We start from the raw sequence: 17,150 nt of genomic DNA, 5'->3' as shown, positions 1-17,150 counted from the left end.
ATCATGCCAATTGGTACAACTAGTACAGCAATACTTTTAAACATAAATAAACCAAAACATACTAGAACAAGTAACCAACAAGAAAATAAAAGTTTTTGATGAGAAATTTTAGAAATGATTGGTGTACAAGTAATAGCAGTAGCACTTGCTCCTTTTACTGGTGGTTTAAGTGAAAGTATAGCACTTGGATTAGGTGCAAGTGATTTTATTGCAAGTACTATTAATTTTGGTATTTATGCTACAACTGATTTTACTATTAATCAAGTTTATGATTATTTAAAAGGAAATGTAACACCATTAAATACTTTTTTTAATATATTACCTGCATTTGTTGGAATTAATAAAATTAGTCGTGGTTATCGTACTACTAAATTTATTAAGTTAGCACAAAAAACTAAAACATTAGAACAAATTGGTGTTAAAGAAGCAAAAAATTTACAAGAAATTATTAGTCAAGTAAGTGGAAAAGAAATTTTAACAGATAAAATCATTGGTAATAAACGTTATTTATTTAATTATAGTTTGGCACCTAATCGTGAAACAATAACACAAAATTTAGGTTATGTTGCTGAAAAACAATTTAAAAATAATTTTAAATCTTTAAAATCACAACAAATAAAAGAATATTTATCATTACAAAATACATTAATAAAATTAAGTCCACAATTAACTCCAAAGTTTAAAATTAAAGATATTGAAAAAGCAAATAACTTTTTAAAAAAATATAATACTGAATTAAAAGAAGTATTAAAAATGAACCAACATGATTGATTAAATTTAGTTCATACAATACATACAGAGAATAGATATGGAAAAACTTTAATTTTAGATTTACAAAAAATTCGTGCTAATGCTATTAAATTTAATTTTAAAAATAGTTCAATTCATAAAATTGTTTTAAATGCAAATAAAATTTTTAAGTATTTTGATATTAGATTTTATTTAAAAAAAGGTTTAAATAAATTTTGAAAAGATACACCATATTTTGAAAAATTACGAGAAAGTATATATAAATTACAAGAAAAATTTGAAAAATTAGAAAAACAAGCATTTGAAAAAATTAATAAATTAAAAGAAAAAGCAACAGATTTATTTACTAGTGCAGAAAAAAGAGCAATTAAACATGCACAATTAATTCCATTAAATTCACCAGTATTTATGGGTTGTAAAATTCAACCTTTATCATTAGACAAATGTGCAATTACTATTTATCATCGTAATCCTAAGTATAAACCAATTACAGTTGTTGATAGTATTCTTAAAGCAAAAACTTTTGTTACTCAAATACATCCATTTCATTGATATCGTTGATATAGTGGTTGATACATTGGTTATGGTGTTAATCGTAATAAATGATTAAAAGCAATAGCATTTGCTCCACCAGTGGTGCAACAAGTAATTAGAGATAGTTTTAAAGTATATAGAGAAATATTTAGAACTATTAGAACTTATCATAAAGTAGTAAATGTTATTAATAATCCTATTGAAAATATTAATAAATCATTTAAAAGTGTTGGTTTAAAATTTTCAGTTAATACTTTATTTGGTACTGGACTATTACATCATTTAGAAAAATTTGCATATAGTCAAGTTGTAGAAAAAGGTAAGAAAAAATTACAAAAAGAAATTATCCATATATCACATAGGAAAACTAAAACAAAAACTAAACATTATAAAAAAGCATTTTTTAAGGAATGATAAATTATGATTAATAAACTTTGAACTGATGTCAGTCTTGAAAATTATAATAACTGATATCCATTAACTGGAAAAATTACAGAAACTCCACCGCAATATATAAATACATGACCTAATGTAAAAGACTGATTTACAACTTTTGCTATTCGCGCTCAAAATGATATTAATGCTTATCTTGATTTTATTTTATCTAAATTTCCTTTTGATAGTTTTAAAGATGAATTAATTAAAGAAACATTAAGAGATATGGTTTATGTAATGGTTGAACATTGAGTATTTAATCGTACACCAATTGAATTTAATGTTGATGCTACTATTCAATTCAATAATGGTACATCATTTAATGCAAGTAGTATTCCTACAATTAATGTTTGAGATTTAGCACCAAGTAGAATGAAAATATGAGCAAGATTAACAGAATTAAAACAAGTATTTTCAAATTATAATCAAGATGAAATAGATATTGAAAAAATTGACTTAAAAGTATTTTATACTAGAAATCAAGTTGATGAATTAATTAAAGAACAAAAAGAATTTACATTATCAAAACAAATAAAATTATATGATGATTTAGTTAATGATAACGAAAATGAGATATATAGGGGTCGTGTTACAAACTTTATAAATAAAGGTTATGTTGCAACTGATTATGACCCAAAAACTGAAACAATGATTTTAGATTGACCTGATGAAATTGGTACATTACCACCAGAAGCATTACAAAATAATCCACAAATTGGTGATTTTACTCATGCTGCGACTGCTGACTTTTCTGCTAAACAACAAAAAAGAATTACTACTAATGAAAATAGTATTAAATTATTAGAAAATAAAGTTGATATTAATAAACAAAATATTGATGATATTAAAAATAATTGATTTAATATTGAAACTAGTCCTTTATGAAAAAAAAGTTAAAAATGAAAATATTAAAACAGATATATGATATATTATTGATTGAACATATTATTTTATCGATAGTAAACAACTTATTATAAGTAATAATAAATTAACTAAATCTAATATAAGAATTACTAATCATCAAATAGAAAATAGACAAATAATAATTGAAAAAATTGATGTTAATATTGACAAAGTAATGTTATTATATGATGATAATTTAATAAAATTTATTGTTGCTAATAGCACAAAAAAGTATACACCAATAATTCATAATATATATCAATATCAAGGTACTGGAACACCAACTGAATTTATAGCAGAAGAAAATACTGAACGTGATTATTATACAAAACTAGAAACTAATAATTTATTAGATAAAAAACAAGATAAATTATCTTTAATTAAAGAAGATATTACTTATAAAGTTTTACAATATAGAGAATTAGGAACTGGTTTATTTACGGGTGATTTAGATATTCCACCAACTAAATTTATTAAACAATGAATTAAAGATAGTGGTGGTGGAGTTGACCCAACTAAATATTATACAAAACCAGAAATTGATAAAAAATTAGAAGATGTAAAGTCACAATTCCCTATTGCATTTCAATTGAATGCTGTAAGTCAAGAAATCCCTAATTTAGAAACTATTAATAAAACTGTTGCTGGTGCTATTAATGAAAATAAAGCAAATATTGATAAAAAACAAGATAAAGAAATATGAAAAGTAATAAGTAAAAGTAAAAATAATCGTGAATGAGATACGTTTGAAATTAATTTTAATACTGTATATAGAGTAATTATAACATTAGATGAATTACCAGTAAATCAAGCAAATATAAAGCATAAAGTAGAATTTAAAACTGGTAATTATTTAGGTGGAGATTATTTACTTGCAAAATTTAAAATTAAAGATGAAGATGTAATATTAACTTTAACTGTTAGAGAAAGTAGTTTTAATTGTAGTTTATATTTAAAAGGTGGAGATATTAATTATGGTGCTATTCTTTCATTAGAAGAATTACAAAATACAATTAAAGTTGATGTTACACCAAAAATAAAAATTAATTCAAAAAGTTTAGAAACAAATGAAGTTGAAGAAAATTGTTGAGATATTGAATTACCAGATAATCCAACACCAAGTCCAAATAATCAACAATGAAAAGATGTAGGAACAAGAGAAAAAAATAAATGAGATAATTGACAAATTACTTATGATTTTATAGTTAATAAACATTATAGAGTTTATTATTCTTGAAGTATATATAATCCAGTTTATACTATTCAAGAATTTATTATAACGGATAACAAAATTGCTGGTGTACCAATACAAACCTTTAATGATAGTGTTAATATAGTAATTTTATCAGTTCAACATGCTAAATTGATTACTATTTATAGTGGAAAAGGTAATTTAAAAGGTAATGTATGAAAATTAGAAGAATTACAGGAATAATATTATGTTTTTTAAAATTATAAAAATTATTTTAGGTTTAATTGGAGTAATTCTATCATCAGCAACTGCTGGTTTAATTATATTCATTATTGTAAAAATTATATTAAAAATTAATCAAATATTTTAAAGAAAGGTGGTGAATATTATGCTAAGTTTATTTAAAAGAAAAGAAAAAAATAATATTAATGATAATCAAAGTGAAAAATTAAAATTTTTAACTAATAAAAATAAAAGTACACATGCTTCTATTTTAAATTATTTTGGTTTTAATGATTTTAACCATGAAACTTATTTTACTGATTTTGTAGCAGAAAATAATGCTAATTTATATAATGCTCCATTAGAAATTAATAATGAAACCATTAAACAATATTTAATTCAACAAGAATTTTATAGAAAAAATTGAAATTCTATTTTTAAATTAAGTAAATTAGGAATTAGTGGTTATTTAATTTATATTGCAAATGATAATTTATATTTTCAAGTAGTTGATATACAACAAAGAGTTTATGATATTACTGGTAAATTAATTGAATGTACTATTTTTTATGATAGTTATCAACAAAATGCACAAACTGTAAGATTATTCGAAGTTTATACATTAAATAATGAACAAGTAACAATTAATCGTGCAATTTATAGTATTAGTGATAATAAAAAACAATTTCCATTAGATTTTAAATCATACATTAATAATCCTAATTTATCACAAGAACAAACATTAAACATTAACTATATACCAATAGCAATTATGAGAAATAAAGCAAATGAACAAGCAGATTGTGATAAAGTAATGGATAAAATTAAAGCATTAGATGTTATTTATGAACAAATTGTTTTAGATACTATTTTAAACTCACCTAAATTTATATTTAGTCAAACTTATGGTAATGTTCAATCAGCATTAGAAGAAGCAGTAAGAACTTTGGTTACTAAAAACTACATATTTAAAAGTGGTGGAGATAATAATGAACAAAACGAAAATATCAATATGACAAATAGTAATTTTAAAGGTAAAAATTTAACTGATATATGATTGAAATGTTAATGAAATATTTAAACGTTGTGGTATTCATATACCAAGTCAAAAGAAATCTGCACAACAATCAGTTCCCGAAAGTACAGCAGTTAATATTTCAACTATTAATTATATTGAACAAAAATTATGACAATTTAATATTGATATTCTTAAATTTATTCAAATATTAGTGAAAATTGATAAAGATTTATTAAATAGTAAAACATTTAATATTAATGATGAACAAGAAATTAATAATTTAACAGTTAAATTAAAATTATTTAATCCCGAAAATAACCAATTAATAGGAGATAACAATGGAAAACAACAACAAACCACAAACGAAGTTTCCACAGAAACAGAAGCAAACTAAACTTAATCAAGCAGAAGTAGAAAATGATTATTTAATTGATAATATTCCATATGATTTTACTAATATGATGGGTGCTACTAGTGACCCAGATATTAATAGAGCATACGATGAATTTAAAAAAAGAACAATTTATATTTATGAAATTGAGCGTTTATTTAAAAATAATGAAAATAATAGTTTAAGATTTTCAGCAAATACTATTAAAATAGGTTTTATTGATATTGATAAAGTATTAAAAACTACTGCTGCTGAAACATCAGACTTTACTATGCAATTAAATCAAAGAGCAAGTACTAATATTAATGATAATACAATTGAATATAGTATGACTGATATTAAAAATTTAATATTTCAAGAAATAAATTTATTAAATCAATTTAAGTTATATGCAGTATCTATTAATGAACCATTAACTGAAAATAATATTGATAATTTATATATCATTAATAACTATTCACAACCTTATCAAAATCCAAAAACAAGAAGTACTAAAAGTATTACTATTATTAAAATTAAAGATTTTAAAACAAGAGATGGTTATCCAATTATTATTAAATTACAAAAACCATTAGACAAAGATACCAAGGTTAAAAGTATAACTTTAAAATTTCTTAAAACAATGTTATTTGGCAATATAAAAGTAAATGGTGAAATTGATGGATTAAAAGTATCACCAAATTTATTAATTGCTGATGATAACCAATTATTTCCATTATATGCTTTACCAATTCAAACTCAACCAAAAGTTAATATTTTACAACAATGATTTAGTGACCAAATTTTAGAGTGAAATATTGCTAAAAATTTCATTAATCAAAATTCTATTTTAGAATATTTAGATATTGGTGAAATTATACCTAATCCACCATCACAAGAATTTAAACACGTTAAAAAAATTGAATTAAAAAATGTTGAAACAATCGTTACTAATGAAAAAAACCAACAAACTAATATTCAAAAAGAAATGAATTTTATTTTTTCAAAAAATGATGAAAGTAGTTATATTTCAGCAGATACTGATACTTCATGTGGTCCTAACTGTCCTAGATTATTAGAAAATAAAAAGTGAACTATTAAAGTTGCAGAAGGACAAGCAACTGCACAAACACATTGAAAAATCAATGAAATTGATAGTGTAGTTTTAACTTACGATAAAATTAAACCAACTACAACATTGGGAAAATTATTAATGGATATGTTAGGTTATACTTATAATTATCAAGCAAATTTTAAAGGTTATGACCCAAAATATGATGCAAATCCAGATGTTAAAGAAACACCTGATATTACAAAATTAAGAAATGAGTTTGAAAATCAAAAACCACATGATGTAATTAATAATTTATTTGAACAATGAAAATTAGACAATCCTAATTTTATTAATAATTCAAAAGTAAAAATTTTTAAACAAGTAATTATGATGTTATCAAATTGTATACTTTCTTATTTATCAATTAATAAAGGTTTAGATGATGACTATAAATTATTATTACCTTATTACTTTGAATTAAAATCAAAACCAACAAGAAAATCAAGTCATGATAGATGAAGTTTTGATAATGTTTATGTTGTTTTAAAATCTGAGTATTTTGATTTTACTGACCCTAATAATATTAAAGTTAAAAATAAGAATATTAGTCAAAATGAATGATTTAAACTAAGTAATAACCAATTTAATTGATTATCATTAACTAATAATCTAGAAAGTAATAACATACCTTCATTATTACCACAAGATATTAGTTTAAATAATGGTGAATATGGTAAATATATGGTTAAAAGTATAATTAATAACGTTTTAGAGTTATTAAAATTATTTAATAGTCAAAAACAATATTTTTCAAGTTGAGATTGATTTAATTTCGTGCAAAAAGATTATTTTAGTAATGAAATTAAATTCAATATAGAAAAAGAAATTTCTAATTTACATAAACTAGAAATTTCCGGAATTTTTGGTATTGGTAATTATGATATTCTGCTAGAAACAGAAAGTAAAACCATAAATATTAATAATATTCAATTATTTAATTCAAATGATGAAACATTATCTTATATTAATATTGAAATTTAATTATTAAAATATCCATTAGGATAAGTACCATCTCATTTGATATCTGTTTTATCACCTTTTTTATTTGCAAAATATAATGAAATTATATTATGGTCATAACGATGTTCTCATATAGTTGCCCCCCCAGACTGCTGTATGGTCGGGTTTTAAATAAAAACTTAATTTTTGTCTTCCGTCTTTACAAGCAAGACCTAATGCTGTTGCTGAAATAATAAATAATACAGTCATAAATGTAGATATACCAATAAATATATTCCTTTGTGTTTTTCTTTGTTTTGCTATATTTTTAGCATAATGTAATTCAGAATTTTGTTCATTCATGTTTAATTACTCCTTTTTTCTTAATTTTATTTCTAAATTGTACTATTTTTCATTATTTTTACAAGTATGCTTTTAAATGCAAAATAACGCCTAAATTAAAGGCGTTTATTTTATGATACCTATACTTATTAATTATATTGAAATTGTTTATTATATTTTAAATATGAAAGTCGTTTTTTAAAAAGTTTTGATTTAATTTTAAATTACACTTATATATGTTTATAATAAAAAAGTAAATTAATTTTTTAAATATATTTACAATAAATTTAAAATTTAAAAAAAGTTAGGAGAAAAAATATGAGTTTTAATTATTTATGAACTTTAAAAGAAGCAACAAAAAGAATGTATCAATCATTTAGAGATGATGTAAAAAATCAATGAGAAAAAACAGATTGAAGAATCTTAAAAGAAAGAGATAGAAAATATATCCCCGTTAAAATTAAAACAAGAACTAGAAATACTATCAATGGTCTTGTTACTTATAAATGTCGTGATTATAAATATTATGATGAACAATTAAAAAAATGAGTTCCTATTTGTTTATTAGATGAAAAATTGCAATTACCTAAATACAAAAGGACTTGTCAGGATATCAAAAATAATGTTATTGAACATTTTGCAGATGGAAAAAGGTATATTGACATTTTACATACTATGAAACAAACAAAATTTAGCACAACAAGTATTAGTAGATTATTTCAAGAATATCAAGTTAGTAAATTAGATGTTCCTAAAATAAAATTAGAACCAAATCAATTTATTTATATTAGTATTGATGATGGACATCGAAAGTTTTGAAAATTTAAACGAAATTCTGGTAAATATTCAATGCGTTTAGTGTTATTTTGTACAGATAATGTTAATCATAAATTAGTTAATAAAAGAGTAGATGTAATAATAAGACCAACAAAAACTAAAATTGGAGTTCAAAAAACTGCTGAATTTATTTTAGAACAAGGAAATAGATTTTTTGAAAATTTTGACCAAGCAAAAATCATTATTTGTGGTGATAGTGCAGAATGAATTAAAGATGTTGCTAATTATTTAGATGCACAATTTGTTTTAGATAAATTCCATTTAGTTAAAAAGTTGTATGTAGGAATTATTGCTGGAAACAAAGGAAAATATTTTGAAGAATATAATACTTGTAGAAACTTTATTGAAAATGGTCAATATGATGAATTAATAAAGTATATGAATGAAATATTAAAAAATCATAAAAAATTAAAAAAACAATATTTTAAAAATAATAAACAAGGAATTGAAAATCAAGGTGCAAAATGAAATATTGGTACTTTTGCTGAAAGTAATATTTGATATATTTTAAAAGAAATGCTTGGTAATAGAACATATAGCATAGATATTTATATTAAAATGGTTATTTTTAAGTGTAATCTTGTCAATTCTAAAACATAATCAAAATTTTTATTTTTATTAAAATATTAAAAACTTATTAATTAAAAGTTAATAAGAATTTTTGTTGTGTATTTATATTAAATTTTCTTATTGATTTTTTAATATTTGTATTTTAATTGAAATTAATTTAATTTAGTAGTAATATTTACTTACAATTGCATATAATTACAATTATTTCTTGTCTATAATTTAAAAGAAATGTTTAAAAAGTAATTATATCCTCCGTTTTTGTTACCGTCCCTAACGATAATTATATAGTATATTTTATTTGAAATACAATAAAAACTATTTCATTTTTGTAGAAAATAAATATTAGTAAATAGTTTAATAACATTGATTGATAATTAACAAAATATTTAAAATATAATTTAATCAATAAGTAAACATTGCAACTTGTTAAATGATTATGATATTATGGTTTTATGATTACTTTACCTGAACATATTAAAGGAGAAAAACATGAGTTATAATCACCAACAAATAGAAAAAAAATGACAGCAGTATTGATTAAAAAATGAAACTTTTAAAACAAACATTGATGATAATAAAAAACCAAAATCATATATTCTTGATATGTTCCCTTATCCTTCAGGATCAGGTTTACATGTTGGCCATCCTAAAGGTTATTGTGCTACTGATGTTATTTCACGAGTTAAAATAATGAATGGTTTTAATGTTTTGCATCCAATTGGTTGAGATGCTTTTGGTTTACCAGCTGAACAATATGCATTAAATACAGGTAATAATCCAGAGACATTTACTAAACAAAACATTAATAATTTTCGTAAACAATTACAAAGTATTGGTCTAAGTTTTGATTATAATAAAGAAGTTAATACTACAGATCCTCAATATTATAAGTGAACACAATGAATTTTCATTAAACTTTATGAACAAGGGTTAGCTGAAATTAAAGATGTTGAAGTTAATTTTTGTGAACAGTTAGGAACTGTTTTAGCTAATGAAGAAATAATTAACATTAATGGTCATATGGTTTCTGAACGTGGTAATTTCCCAGTTATTAAAAAACCAATGCGTCAGTGGGTTTTAAAAATTACTAAGTATGCTGAAAAATTATTAAAAGGATTAGATGATTTAGACTGACCAAATAGTGTTAAGGAATTACAACGTAATTGAATTGGTAAAAGTGTTGGAACACTAGTTGATTTTATAGTTGAAAATAATAAATGTAAGGTTTCTATTTTTACTTCAAGGGTTGATACTATTTTTGGTGTTTCATTTTTAGTACTTGCCCCTGAACATCCATTAATTCATGATTTAACAACTAGTGAATATTCGCAAGCAGTTACTCAATACTGTTTAGCTGCTAAAACTAAAACAGATTTAATGCGTCAAGGAGATGATACTTTAAAATCTGGTGTTTTTACTGGAAGTTATGCTATTCATCCTTTTACTAAAAGTAAATTACCAATTTGAGTTGGTGATTATGTTTTAAATCATTATGGGACAGGAGCCATTATGGGTGTTCCTGCACATGATAGTCGTGATTTTATTTTTGCTAAAAATAAAAAGTTACCAATCAATTTTATTATGAAAACTAATAATAAAAATGAACCATTTTTGGGTACTAGTGAATATATTAACTCTGATTTTATTAATGGTAAGGATTTAGAAACAGCTACTAATTTAATTGTTAAAAAATTACTAACTTTAAAACAAGGAAAAGTACATACTGCATATAAGTTACGAGATTGACTTTTTTCTCGTCAACGTTATTGAGGTGAACCTTTTCCGATAATTTATTGAGAAGATGGTACAATCTCAACAGTAGATGAACAACAATTACCAGTATTATTACCAAAAATGACTAATATTAAGCCATCTAATTCGGGGAATGCACCTTTAACTAATGCACCAAATTCCTGATTACATGTAACTAGAAAAGATGGTGTAAAAGGAAAAAGAGAAATTAATACAATGCCACAATGAGCAGGTAGTTGTTGATATTATTTAGCATATATTTTAAAAAATGATGATGGTACTTATTGTGATTTTAATAGTGCTATTGCGCAAAAACGTTTTAACTATTGATTACCGGTTGATTTATATATTGGTGGTCAAGAACATGCTGTTTTACATTTATTGTATGCTCGTTTCTGACATTTAGTGCTATATGATTTAAAGTTAGTTAATGTTAAAGAGCCATTTTTAAAATTGGTAAATCAGGGTATGATTCTTGGTGAAAATAATGAAAAAATGTCTAAATCACGCGGTAATGTTGTTAATCCAGATGATATTATTAATGAATATGGTGCTGATACTTTGCGAATATATGAAATGTTTATGGGGCCATTAACAGCATCTTTACCGTGATTAAATAGTGGTTTAGTTGGTTGTTATAAGTTTTTAATGCGTATTTATCGTCTTGTTAATAAAGATGAGTATAAAATAAAAATTACTACTAAGAATGATAAATCATTAGATACAATTTATCATCAAACTGTAAAAAAAGTAACTAATGATATTAATGATTTAAATTTTAATACTGCTATTGCACAACTTATGATTTTTATCAATGCTTGTTATAAAGCACCAACTATTTATCAACAATATTTAGTTAATTTTTTAAAATTATTAAATCCATTTGCTCCACATATTGCTGAAGAATTATGATTTCAATTTGGTAATAAAGAAAGTATTAATAAAAGTCAGTTTCCAAGTTATGATGAAAAATTTTTGATTACTAGTGAAGTTACTATTGCTATTCAGATTAATGGTAAAACAAAAATAACTTTAGTAGTAAAAGAAAATTTAAATAATCAAGAACTTTTAAAAGCAGTTAATATTGAAGAAAAAGTAAAACATTGATTGCAAGATAAAACAATTATTAAGACAATTTGTATACCAAATAAGATTGTTAATTTTGTTGTTAAGTAAAGGAGGAATAATGAAAGTTGCTATTATTTTTGCAGCAGGAATTGGCAGTAGATTACAACCTGTCTCAAATAATGTTCATAAATCGTTAATTAAATTTAAAGGTTTAACTTTAATTGAACATATAATTAATCATTTAATTGAAATACATGATTTAAAAAAAATTATTGTCATTACTGGTCATTTAAAAGATGAATTTAATTTTCTTACTCATAAATATTCAAAATTAATCTTAATAAATAATCAACATTTCCTTGATTATAATAGTGGTTATGCTTTGACATTAGTATCATCATATTTTAATGGTCAAGATGATATTTTTATTATTTCTGGTGATATGATTAGTACAAAAAATATTTTTTTAAATAATTTTTCAACTAATATGATGGCCGCTATTAAGCGTGATCATGATAATATCAAAGAAGATTGAAGTTATAAATTAAACAAGAATGGTAATATTATTGATATTATTAAAAGTAAAAAAAAGGATAGTTTCTTGGCGGGAGAATGAAGTTATATTACTAAAAAATGAGCAAAAGTTCTTGGTGAAGATTTAATAAATCCACAACAAGAACTTGTATTGCAAACAACAATGGTTGGTAAATATTTAATTAGTAATAGTATTAAACATAATTTTGAATTAAAACCTTATGTTTTATCATTTGATTGTCATTGGGATGTTGATAATATTATTGATTTAGAACGAACTAATAAATATTTTAAATAATTTAAGTAGTTAATTTTTTTCCAGAAGTTGTTGTTGAAACTACTGGAATTTCTTCACGATTACAACTATGTGCAACATTTTGGAATGGATTAGTAGTATTACCATTTAATTTTAGTGCTTCTGCTATTGATTCATTTTCTGGATCTAGTGCATCTACTTCTTTAAAACTAACTTGTCCATTACTATTTGTAGAAACATTATTTTTTTGATTAACATTATCTTTATTTTTAATAATATTAACTGATTGATTTAGTTTAGGCTTTTTAGTTCGATTATTAAATAGTGAAACTAAAAGTTTTTTTAATCATATGTATGGAAAAAAAGAAATATAAGCGACATCTTTTGCAAATTTTACAATTCAATTTCTACTACCACCACCAGAAGAAGTTGCTTTTTCTTTTTTATCTTTTTCACCTTGTAATTTATCAAAAATTTCTTTACTTGGTTGTTGCTGTTGTTGTGCTGACATAATTTTCACATCCTTTTTTATTTAAAAATAATTAGGTTCCACTTATTTAATAAAAAAGAATAACTCGAACCTAATGGTCTTTAATAATTTAGTTTATTATGATGTTAGTATAACATATTTTCAATTTTTAAGCACAACAATTAAAAAAAATAACATCCTTACTTTTGAGTTAATAAATCATAATTTTATTTAAAAATATTTATTTTATCTTTTAATTTTTATGAAAAATTTTATACTGTATTTTGGATATTTTTAAAAATAAATATTTAAAAGAAAGGGAGAAAAAATATTATGAATGAAAAAGAAAAAGCAGCAAAATTATTACATGATGTAGAACAAGAAAGTAGAAAACTTGATTTATTACTTGCAAAAGCTAAAAAACAAGAAGAGACATTAAAAAAAATTGAAGAAGAAAAACAAATAAACAAACATAAATCAAGAAATCCGAAAATTTAAATTTCATTATTTAATTTTAGATAAAAACTCATGTAATAAAATTGTAATTTTATATAGTTTTAATACAATTTTAAATTTATTATTTTTTTTATTTTAAAAATAAATATATTGAAATTAAAGGTTATTCAGAAAAATTAAATAACATTTATAAATTCAAAAAATATCCATAAATTAAAATAATTAAAAGCTTAGTTACTATGTTAATATACTTACTGACAATAGATATTTTTCATAAATTAAATAAATATTAATTTAAATAAAATATTGTAAATTATATAATATTTGATAAAATGTAAATATTAAACATATAAGTTTTTTACCCATTGCTTTATTTTAAAGTAAATGGGTTTTTTAATTAAAAGGAGATACCAAAATGGCTTTACCAATAAAAACAATTCTTGCAGAACAATTCAAAACTGCAGAAAGTGAGTTCACTAATAAATTCAAGAAAAATAATGAAAATTGACATAATGGTGAAACGTTTATGTTTGAAAATCAATCAGGTGAAGATAATGAACTAAAATATTTTCAATTTGAAACTTCTATAGTAGAGGGAGGTAAAGAGTATTTTGTTTATGATGAAATAATAGAAATTAATAATAAACCAGTTTTATTATTAGAAATTCATGATGATGAAAAAAAAAGAAATTTGACAACAACTAATTTATCTTGAAGCAGATCAAGTAATTAAACAAATTAGACATTTAAGTTATGAACAATTTTCTAATGAAGTAAAAAATGATGAAAGTTTTATTAAATTAGAAGAAAATAAGGATACAACTATTATTAGAATACCATTTTTTGATTTCATTAATAACCTTAATGAGAAACAAAAAGAAGAACAAGTAGATATAAAAAATAAAAAAGTAAGAAAAGTTTTATGACAAGTATTAAAAATAACAATATTTGTAGTTGCTTGGGCTGGTATTGGTATTTTAAGTAGTTTAGTGGTTACTCCATTAGTAGCTCCTGTTGTAGCAACTTTTTATGCACTGTCAATATGTGCTTTAATTTCTGGAGTTATTGTTGGTGGAGTTGTTACAGGATGAGAAAAGTATAAAGAAAAAATAAAAAAATTCTTTTTGCCTAATTGAAAATCAAAAAGTGAAATAAATCTAGAAAATAAACTACAAGAACAAAGATTATTATTAAAAAGAGAACAACAAGAAGAATTATTTTTAAGCTTACCTCCAGAAGCAAAACAACAAAGAATTTTGAATAGTTTTCAACAAATTTGAAATAATAATAAAAATAAAAATTTTATGGATATGCAAAATGAATTAAGTCAAAGATTTGAAGAAAATAAAAGAGAATTAAAACAGCAAAATTTGGAAAATATTTATAAAAGAAAAGATGAATTACAAGAACAAGTAGAAGCAGCAAAAAAAGATTTAAGTGCAGAGCAAAATGGAGCAATACAAAATAAATTAGAAATGATTACTTTTGTGGCAAGTGTAATTGAAAAAGAAAATCAAAAACCTCAATCTGATGAACACGATTTAAGAATTTTTGAGAAAGAAGTTGTTGCTTTTACCAATGAAATAGAAGAAATTTTGAAAAATAATAAAAAAAGTGATAATCTTGTGAAAGAAGATGTTAGAGAAAAGTCACCAAGTAGAAAGATGAGACAAATATCTTTATAATCTAAAAAGGAAATAAAGTTATGAATAAAGTAGAAAAAGAAAAAGTAGAAAAAGAACTTAATAAATCAGCTAAACGAAGAGTTGCAAATATGGAAAAAAGATTAACACGCGAAGATATAGAAAAAGCTAATAAAGAAAAAGTAGAAAAAGAAAAATCTGAAAAACAAAATAAGACTTCAAAAAGTCGTAGTTGATTTTTAAAATAAATAGTTTTTTAAAAGTCTACTGATAAATAAAAAAAAGTTAGGTAATACTTATTTTAAAAATATTACCTAATTTTTTTTATGTTAAAGTTTTAATAAATTTTAGAACTTCATCATAGTTTGGTTCTAATGTTACTTCTTTAACAATTTGTAAATATATAACTTTGTTATTTTTATCAACAATGATAATAGTACGTGCTAATAATTGGATTTCATCAATTAATAAATTAGTAGTATTACTAAAATTATTTTCATTATTACGATAATCACTTCAAATATGAAAATTATTATTCATTTTTAGTTTTTCACAAAAGCGACTTTGAGCAAATGGTAAATCTTTGGAAATAGTAATGATAACTAAATCTTTTAATTTAGTAGCCTCTTTATTAAAGTGTATAGTTTGTAAAGCACAAGTTTTAGTATCAATGCTTGGTACACTAGAAATAATTTTAAATTTATTAGTGAATTGTTCTAAATTCATATTATCCATTGTTTTATTAACTGCAGAAAATGATAAAGTATCTCCAACTTTGATTATTTCATTTTTAATATGAACGGGTTTACCTTTAATTGTTAATTGCAACATAATATTTTTTTCTCCCTTTTTATCAAATGTATTTATAATATTATTATAACTAAATTTATTAAAGATAATCTATTAAGGAGTAACAAAGTGTTAAAAATTTTAAATAAATTTAAAATTGCTATTCAAGAATTTAAAATGGTTTTTAAAGCAGTGGGGACTAAACACATTTATAAAAATAAAAGAACAATTATTAAAAGTATTGCACTATGTTTTATTCCATTTTTATATGCTTTTATTGCTTTATGAGCTTTTTTTAATCCATTGGGAAATATTAATCGTTTACCAATTGCTTTAGTTAATAACGATAGTTCTGCAGTAGGAATTAATCGTGTTATTAATCGACATAATTTAAATTTGGATAATGAAAATCCTAATAGTAGTGGTGCTTATGAATTTAAAATTAATGATTTACAAATTAACAATGAGAAAAAAACATTTACTGTTTATTATTATGATGATTGAAAAAGTTATTATCAACATCAAAATGACAAAACTTTTTTAACTGAAATTATTATTGATAGTTGTTTTACTAAGGATTTTAATGATTTTTTTAAACAAGCTTTTAAAGTAGTTATTGATAATATTAAAACTCCAGAAAGAATTTGGAATCTTATTAATCAAATTACTATTAGACCAAAAATTAGTTTACAAGCTTCATATAAAGTTAGTCCGATTTTAGGTGAAATTAATGATTTTGCTTTAAATGCATTAAAAGATAATATTTTTAGTAAGTTTTTACCTGTTGTTATTAGTGATCAAGTATTTGATTATTGAGATAAAGATGCTTCTGATTCAGGTTATCACCATTTACAACCAATTTTAAAAGAAATTTATGGTATTCTTTCAATTGCTGTTCCTGGTTTAGGTCCTCATGCTGAACAATTTAATGATAATATTGATAGTGTGTAACAAGAA

At 22.6% G+C, this 17,150-nt stretch carries 18 protein-coding genes; 15 read left to right on the top strand and 3 right to left on the bottom strand.

Annotated features, from left to right (window positions below; translation table 4 throughout):
* Positions 1 to 3: 3 nt before the first annotated feature.
* From AACK83_RS06350 to AACK83_RS06320, 7 genes are all read left to right on the top strand, one after another.
* Positions 4 to 1,701, top strand: coding sequence for a hypothetical protein (locus AACK83_RS06350; protein WP_338956996.1), 1,698 nt, complete (start codon positions 4 to 6; stop codon positions 1,699 to 1,701).
* A 3-nt stretch (positions 1,702 to 1,704) separates the two neighbouring features.
* Entirely contained in the window at positions 1,705 to 2,616 is a 912-nt protein-coding gene (locus AACK83_RS06345; protein ID WP_338956993.1) for a hypothetical protein, read from the top strand.
* Positions 2,558 to 4,057, top strand: a complete 1,500-nt coding sequence (locus AACK83_RS06340) for a hypothetical protein (protein WP_338956991.1) — start codon at positions 2,558 to 2,560, stop codon at positions 4,055 to 4,057. The genes AACK83_RS06345 and AACK83_RS06340 overlap by 59 nt, the downstream gene beginning before the upstream one ends.
* Before the next feature lie 4 nt (positions 4,058 to 4,061).
* Entirely contained in the window at positions 4,062 to 4,184 is a 123-nt protein-coding gene (locus AACK83_RS06335) for a hypothetical protein (protein WP_255495924.1), read from the top strand.
* 18 nt (positions 4,185 to 4,202) lie between these two features.
* Complete coding sequence (locus tag AACK83_RS06330; protein WP_338956988.1) at positions 4,203 to 5,105, top strand: hypothetical protein; 903 nt, start codon at positions 4,203 to 4,205, stop codon at positions 5,103 to 5,105.
* Between the two features lie 160 nt (positions 5,106 to 5,265).
* Positions 5,266 to 5,448 carry a hypothetical protein gene (locus AACK83_RS06325; RefSeq protein ID WP_338956986.1) on the top strand — a complete coding sequence of 61 codons (183 nt, stop codon included), beginning with the start codon at positions 5,266 to 5,268 and terminating at the stop codon, positions 5,446 to 5,448.
* Entirely contained in the window at positions 5,393 to 7,519 is a 2,127-nt protein-coding gene (locus AACK83_RS06320) for a hypothetical protein (RefSeq protein ID WP_338956984.1), read from the top strand. The genes AACK83_RS06325 and AACK83_RS06320 overlap by 56 nt, the downstream gene beginning before the upstream one ends.
* Positions 7,520 to 7,606: 87 nt before the next feature.
* Here AACK83_RS06320 and AACK83_RS06315 read toward each other — a convergent pair whose 3' ends face one another.
* The gene (locus AACK83_RS06315) at positions 7,607 to 7,840 is read right to left on the bottom strand and encodes a hypothetical protein (protein WP_338956981.1); all 234 of its coding nucleotides are present in this window, start codon (positions 7,838 to 7,840) and stop codon (positions 7,607 to 7,609) included.
* Positions 7,841 to 8,137: 297 nt separating this feature from the next.
* Between AACK83_RS06315 and AACK83_RS06310 the strand changes: the two genes are divergently transcribed.
* The 3 genes from AACK83_RS06310 (at position 8,138) to AACK83_RS06300 (ending at position 12,878) form a co-directional block, all read left to right on the top strand.
* Positions 8,138 to 9,256 carry an Mbov_0401 family ICE element transposase-like protein gene (locus tag AACK83_RS06310; RefSeq protein WP_338956980.1) on the top strand — a complete coding sequence of 373 codons (1,119 nt, stop codon included), beginning with the start codon at positions 8,138 to 8,140 and terminating at the stop codon, positions 9,254 to 9,256.
* Between the two features lie 459 nt (positions 9,257 to 9,715).
* Positions 9,716 to 12,154, top strand: a complete 2,439-nt coding sequence (gene leuS, locus AACK83_RS06305) for a leucine--tRNA ligase (protein WP_338956978.1) — start codon at positions 9,716 to 9,718, stop codon at positions 12,152 to 12,154.
* Positions 12,155 to 12,164: 10 nt separating this feature from the next.
* Entirely contained in the window at positions 12,165 to 12,878 is a 714-nt protein-coding gene (locus AACK83_RS06300; RefSeq protein ID WP_338956976.1) for a sugar phosphate nucleotidyltransferase, read from the top strand.
* Position 12,879: 1 nt separating this feature from the next.
* On the opposite strand, the gene AACK83_RS06295 is transcribed toward AACK83_RS06300, so the two are convergent.
* Entirely contained in the window at positions 12,880 to 13,347 is a 468-nt protein-coding gene (locus AACK83_RS06295; RefSeq protein ID WP_338956975.1) for a hypothetical protein, read from the bottom strand.
* Between the two features lie 291 nt (positions 13,348 to 13,638).
* Between AACK83_RS06295 and AACK83_RS06290 the strand changes: the two genes are divergently transcribed.
* From AACK83_RS06290 to AACK83_RS06275, 4 genes are all read left to right on the top strand, one after another.
* Positions 13,639 to 13,803, top strand: coding sequence for a hypothetical protein (locus AACK83_RS06290; RefSeq protein WP_174481083.1), 165 nt, complete (start codon positions 13,639 to 13,641; stop codon positions 13,801 to 13,803).
* Between the two features lie 373 nt (positions 13,804 to 14,176).
* Complete coding sequence (locus AACK83_RS06285) at positions 14,177 to 14,494, top strand: hypothetical protein (protein ID WP_338956973.1); 318 nt, start codon at positions 14,177 to 14,179, stop codon at positions 14,492 to 14,494.
* Positions 14,436 to 15,446, top strand: a complete 1,011-nt coding sequence (locus tag AACK83_RS06280) for a DUF1360 domain-containing protein (RefSeq protein WP_338956971.1) — start codon at positions 14,436 to 14,438, stop codon at positions 15,444 to 15,446. The genes AACK83_RS06285 and AACK83_RS06280 overlap by 59 nt, the downstream gene beginning before the upstream one ends.
* Before the next feature lie 20 nt (positions 15,447 to 15,466).
* Positions 15,467 to 15,652, top strand: coding sequence for a hypothetical protein (locus AACK83_RS06275; RefSeq protein WP_338956969.1), 186 nt, complete (start codon positions 15,467 to 15,469; stop codon positions 15,650 to 15,652).
* 76 nt (positions 15,653 to 15,728) lie between these two features.
* Here the strand turns inward: AACK83_RS06275 and tpx are convergent, their stop codons facing one another.
* Complete coding sequence (gene tpx, locus AACK83_RS06270) at positions 15,729 to 16,235, bottom strand: thiol peroxidase (RefSeq protein ID WP_252320221.1); 507 nt, start codon at positions 16,233 to 16,235, stop codon at positions 15,729 to 15,731.
* Positions 16,236 to 16,322: 87 nt separating this feature from the next.
* Here tpx and AACK83_RS06265 point away from each other — a divergent pair, with 87 nt between their 5' ends.
* Entirely contained in the window at positions 16,323 to 17,144 is an 822-nt protein-coding gene (locus AACK83_RS06265) for a hypothetical protein (RefSeq protein WP_338956966.1), read from the top strand.
* Positions 17,145 to 17,150: the final 6 nt, after the last annotated feature.

It is taken from the genome of Spiroplasma endosymbiont of Tiphia femorata, from assembly GCF_964020225.1.
Lineage (GTDB): Bacteria > Bacillota_I > Bacilli_A > Mycoplasmatales > VBWQ01 > Spiroplasma_E.
The sequence above is the reverse complement of the archived record's forward strand: the minus strand, read 5'-3'. Positions and strand labels throughout refer to the sequence as shown.